The sequence below is a fragment of the 'Camptotheca acuminata' phytoplasma genome (assembly GCF_041276565.1).
Taxonomy (GTDB): Bacteria; Bacillota_I; Bacilli_A; order Acholeplasmatales; family Acholeplasmataceae; genus Phytoplasma.
Window position 1 is genome coordinate 1 of record NZ_JBGGGR010000022.1, and the last position, 5,284, is coordinate 5,284.

Consider the following 5,284-nt stretch of genomic DNA (forward strand, 5'->3'; position numbering starts at 1 on the left):
AAAAAAAAAAAAGCAAGTGATAACTTTCATGAAAAGAACGATAAATATTTATTTAATAATAGTTTATTAAAAGAATTTATTTTCTTTTAAATATTTTATATATTACAAAAAGATAAATTAATACAGTTGTTTTTTATTTATATTGGCTCACTAAATTTCAAAAAAAATTTTTATTTTTTTTAATCTTTCTAACGAAATAATCTTTCTAACAAAAAAAATACAAAATATTTAAAATTAAACAATAAGATGTATCCAAAAAATAAAGCTTCTTTTTTAATTTAAAACAATCAAAATACAAAATTAACCAATAAAAAACCCAAACTAATGTAAAATAGTTTGGGTAAATTTTTTAATACTAATTTTTTAATATTAATTGTTTTAAAATAGACTAAATAAAAAATTTTGAAAAATCTTTTTTAAAAAATCAAAATAAAGATAATTAATAAAAAGAGAATATCGTTTTTTTATCAATAAAATTCAAAAATCAAACTATTTATTTGTTTAATAAAGAAATTCATCTTTAAACAAATATTGTTTAAAGTACTATTTAAATAATAGTTCGTCCTAAATTATTACTTAAAAAATTTCCAATTACTGTTTATGAAAAATTATTATTTCTCTTTTTTTTATTTCGAATTGTTTTTTTAATAATTAAACTACTTATTCCAATTCCTATAAAAATATAAATGATTATAGCAAACCCAGTAGTAAAGATGTTTGTTTTTTTTATTTTGAAGTTAACAGTTACGCTGTCGTTGAAATATGGTGAAGATACTTTAACACTTGTTAAATCTTTATCAGCGAATACTAAGTTATCTATATTCATTGTGGGGTTTTTTTCTTGAATAGTTTTTTTTAAAGTTTTTTCATCATTGTTCACTATTGAATCTAATTGTGTATTTTTTAATACTGTGCTTAATGGTAATTTGTTTTTTTTGAATTTAATTTTTAATTGTCCTAAAAATCCTCCAACAGTTTTACTTGAGGTTCTGTTTCTTTTTTGGATTCTTTCACTATTTCAATTTTTTTGGCTATTTTTTCTAGTTTGTTTATTTTTTGAAATAATTCATTTATTATAATAGCGTTTTTGTTGTTTGGTAATTGTCCTAAATTTCTGTTGATTTCTTTTAATAAGGATTCTAAGGATTCAGTTTTGGGTTGTGTTGTTTTGATTTCTTGTGGAATTAATTTTTTTTCTTGTAATGGTTCTTGTGTTGCTGAATTAGTTGATTTTTTTTCTTCTTTTTCTAGATTATCTGATTTTATTTCTTTTGATGTCGATTGTGTTTCTTTGATGTCTTTCTGATCTCGTTTCGTTTCTTTTAATTCTGCTTTTGGTTGTATTTTTTCAATTTTTTGTTGAGATAAATTTATTCCTTCTGATGTTAATTGTGTTTCTTTGATGTCTTGTTGAACTGGTTGGTCCGGATTTGTTTCTTCTTTTGGTTTTTGTATTTCTGAATGAGATGAATTTGTTGCTTTTAAAAAGGAGTCGTTTTTTGATTGTGTTGTAAATATAAATCTTAATTGTCCTGAATATCCTTCAACAGTTACTTGATCTTCTGTATTTGTTTTTGAAACTATTTGAATGTGTTCTTTTTTTATTTCTCGTATATTTATTTTTTGAACTAATTCATTTATTATAGTTGTGTCTTCGTTGTTTGGTAATTGTCCTAAATCTGTGTTGGTTTCTTTTAATAAGGATTCTAAGGATTCAGTTTTTGGTTGTGTTGTTTTAATTTCTTGTGGAGTTGAATTTGTTTTTTTCTTTCGAAACTTCTTTTTCTGAATTATCTGATTTTATTTCTTTGGATGGTTCTTGTATTTCTAGTTGATCTGGAATTATTTCTTCTTCTGGATTTTGTGTTTCTGATTGGCCTGAATTTGTCTCTTCTGATAAGGAATCAGTTTGTTGTTGTGTTTTTTGAATTTCTTGTTGAGTTGAATTTGTTTCTTGCAATGTTTCTTGTGTTTCTGTTTGATATGAATTTATTTTTTCTTTTGAAACTTCTTTTTCTGAATTAATTGAATTTATTCCTTCTGATGGTGTTTGTGTTGGTGATAATGTTTTATTAACTTCTGGAATAATTGAATTTATTCCTTCTGGTTTTTTTATTTCTTGTGGAATTAAATTTGTTTCTTGTGATGATGTTTGTGTTTGCAGTGTTTCTTCTAGTATTGTTTGTTTGTCATTTTCTGGGTTTACTGGTTTTATTTCAGATGTTTCTGCTGGTGCTAATGTTTTGTCATCTTCTGGAATAATTGAATTTGTTTTTTCTTCTATTGTTGATTGTGTTTTTTGTTGGTCTGGATTTGTTTTTTTTAATAAGGAATCATCTTCTGGTTGTATTGTAAATGTAACTTTTAATTGTCCTGAATATCCTTCAACAGTTACTTCAACTCCTGTATTTGTTCTGGATTCTTCAATGATTTGAATTTGTTTCGCTGTTATCTTTGATAAATTACCTATTTTGTTAGCTAATTCTGTTTTTATGATATCTTGTTTATTTTTTCGTAATTGTCCTAAATCTCTGTCTAGTTTCTTTTAATAATGTTGATACATCTTTTTTATGGGTTAGATATATAACAATTTAAAAACAATATCAATTAATTTTTTTAAAATTATTTGTTAATTAAGATAAATTAAACTCTTTTTTTATTATATAATAATGATTATATTTAAAATAGATCATTTTATGAGGCAGCCCAGAAACAAGCTATTCCACCACGAGGATACAATTGTTCTATTTTTGATAATTTATTTGTTTGATTTGTGTATCGATATTCAAAAATATCTTTTTTATTAGAGTTACGATCAAATATTTCTATTTTTGACAATTTTTGAGTTTTTGGATCATATTTATATTCAAAAAAATCCTGTTTTACGTTGTTTTGATATTGTTGTGTTTTGGTTATTTGTTTTGTATTAGGATCGTGGATGTATTCGTGATAATATGTTTTATTACCGGCGTTATCAAATTGTTGTACACTTTCTAATTGTTGCGTATTGTTGTTATATTCAAAATCGAAAGTGTTTCTTATGTTTCCGTTATTATCGAAATTTTTTATTTTTGTTAATTGTTTTTCAAGAGAGTAAGAAAATTCATAGCTATCTTGTTTTTTTCCGTCAGCTTGAAAATGTTGTATTTTTTGAACTTTCTCTGATTGAGGATCATATTTCATCTCGTAATAATACATTTTATTACCTGTATGACTAAATTGTTCTACTTTTTGAGATTGAAATGATTCTGATAAAGAAAAATAAAAATTAGGAATCAACGGAATTGTTGGTTTGTCTTTAATATATAATTTAGCTATAATTTCATCTTGGTCATTGAATTTACTTATTATAGAATTAATTTCTTCTTCTTTCAAAACATTAATTTGTTCTGGGGATAAATTTTTGAATTGTTCTAGATTTAAAGAAGTTATAAATTTTTTATAATTGTTTATTTTGTTTTCTTGTTTATTTAATTGATCTATATATTTAGAATTATTCTCAACTATCTTTTCAACTGGAACTTCAATTATTTTTTCAACTGTTTTAATAATTGGAACTTCTTTCTCAACTATCTTTTCAACTGGAACTTCTTTTTCGATTATTTTTTCGACTCGAGCTTTAACTGTTTTTTCATTTCGGTTTATGAATTCTTGGATATATTGTTTTTTTTCAACTAGTTCGTCTATTAGTTTAAAATTGAACTGTTTCAAATTTTCTAATTCGTTTTGAAGATTTTCAATTGTTTCGTTTTTGTTTTCTAATTGTTTTTGTAATTGAACGAACATTTTTTGTTCTATAAAGAAAAAAACACAAAACAAGATAAAAAAAATAAAAGAAAAAAATAAAATTACTTTCTTTTTATAAAAATTAGAAGGATAATTATAATTGTTTTTTGACTTCATTAAATTTAGTTTCTATTTTTTCCTTTCGTTATATAAAGATAATCAAAAAAATATTTGATTTTTTAACTAGATAAAATTTAATGTTTTTTTAAATATCAAAATATTATAATAAAAAGAAAAATAAATGAAAAAAATAAATTTTTTGAATAAGCGATTTGTTTATTATTGGTTTTTTTATAAAAAAAATCAAATTATTCGTTTTTTTTGTTTTTTTAGATAAAATTTTTTTAGATAAAATATTTTTGATAAAAATATTGTTTATTGTTTTTTAATTAACACAAAAATAATTTATATCCAAAATAATAAAAAAAATATAACATTTAAAAAAACTAAAATAAAAAAATTATGTCAAAGATTGATGTTAACTTTTGTTTTCTAATCTTCTTATAAAAATATAAAAAAAATTTAGATTAATTAAAATTAACTAAAAATAATTTAAATTTAAAAAAAATTAAAAATTATTTCCTTTCGTATATATTTATATAGATATAGCACTAATTTTTTTAAAAAAAATAATATTTTTTAAACATTTCTTTGTTCTGGTATATAAATGAAATCTTTTTTTTATGATTTTTTTGTTTTCGTAAAACAAAAAAATCAAATTATTTATTCAAAAACATTAATAAAAGGTTTTCGATTAACTTATTTTAATTAGAATTTAATTCTTGATGTTGGATATTTAATACTCTTTTTTCTATATCTAATTGATTTATTATTTCGTTTTTATTTTCTATTTTGACTTGTAATTCGTATAACATTTTTTCTTCTATGAATAAAAAAATACCAAATATTAAAAAAAATAAACGAAAAAATTAAAATTATTTTCTTTTTATAAAAATTTGATGGATGATGATTATTATTTTTTAGATTAACTTTATTTTCTTCCATTTTTTACCTTTCGTTTTTTTATTCGATAAAAGAATTTAAATGATCGAAATATAAAGATAATAAAAAATTATTTTCTTTTTTTAATTAATTCCATTTAACGTTTTATTTAAGTTTTGAAATGATTAGAATACAATGAAAAAAATATGGTTAAAATGCATTATTAATTTTTTTTATCAAAAGGAGGTCTAAATCTCTTCTTGGTTTTGGATTTGGAATAGGTGTAGTTTTTTCTAATTTTTCTGAATCAGTATTTATTTTATTTGAATTTTTAATTTCGGTATCCCGAACATCTTCTTTTGTTTTAAGTTGGGTTTTTTGAAGTTAAGTTTTCTTCTTTTTTTTCTGATTTATTATTATTATCTAATTCATATTCTAATTCATATTCTAATTCATATTCTAATTCATATTCTAATTCATATTCTAATTCATATTCTAATTCATATTCTAATTCATATTCTAATTCATATTCTAATTCATATTCTAATTCATATTC

Annotated in this window: 6 protein-coding genes; 2 read left to right on the forward strand and 4 right to left on the reverse strand. The window is 21.3% G+C overall.

All coding sequences use genetic code 11. From position 1 onward, the window contains the following. Positions 1 to 598 precede the first annotated feature (598 nt). A complete protein-coding gene (locus AB6A63_RS01660) occupies positions 599 to 880 on the reverse strand; it encodes a hypothetical protein (RefSeq protein WP_370430957.1) in 282 nt (93 codons plus the stop codon). Positions 881 to 1,153: 273 nt separating this feature from the next. On the opposite strand from AB6A63_RS01660, the gene AB6A63_RS01665 reads away from it, so the two are divergent. Then, positions 1,154 to 1,306 carry a hypothetical protein gene (locus tag AB6A63_RS01665; protein ID WP_370430958.1) on the forward strand — a complete coding sequence of 51 codons (153 nt, stop codon included), beginning with the start codon at positions 1,154 to 1,156 and terminating at the stop codon, positions 1,304 to 1,306. A 429-nt stretch (positions 1,307 to 1,735) separates the two neighbouring features. Here the strand turns inward: AB6A63_RS01665 and AB6A63_RS01670 are convergent, their stop codons facing one another. Continuing rightward, positions 1,736 to 1,960 (reverse strand): hypothetical protein, encoded by a 225-nt coding sequence (locus tag AB6A63_RS01670; RefSeq protein WP_370430959.1) that lies wholly within the window; start codon positions 1,958 to 1,960, stop codon positions 1,736 to 1,738. A gap of 226 nt (positions 1,961 to 2,186) precedes the next feature. Between AB6A63_RS01670 and AB6A63_RS01675 the strand changes: the two genes are divergently transcribed. Continuing rightward, complete coding sequence (locus AB6A63_RS01675; RefSeq protein ID WP_370430960.1) at positions 2,187 to 2,435, forward strand: hypothetical protein; 249 nt, start codon at positions 2,187 to 2,189, stop codon at positions 2,433 to 2,435. A 259-nt stretch (positions 2,436 to 2,694) separates the two neighbouring features. On the opposite strand, the gene AB6A63_RS01680 is transcribed toward AB6A63_RS01675, so the two are convergent. Both AB6A63_RS01680 and AB6A63_RS01685 read right to left on the reverse strand, forming a co-directional pair. Next, positions 2,695 to 3,903, reverse strand: coding sequence for a hypothetical protein (locus AB6A63_RS01680; protein ID WP_370430961.1), 1,209 nt, complete (start codon positions 3,901 to 3,903; stop codon positions 2,695 to 2,697). Between the two features lie 1,189 nt (positions 3,904 to 5,092). Then, positions 5,093 to 5,284 (reverse strand): hypothetical protein (locus AB6A63_RS01685; RefSeq protein ID WP_370430962.1); only part of this gene is annotated, 192 nt, incomplete at its 5' end.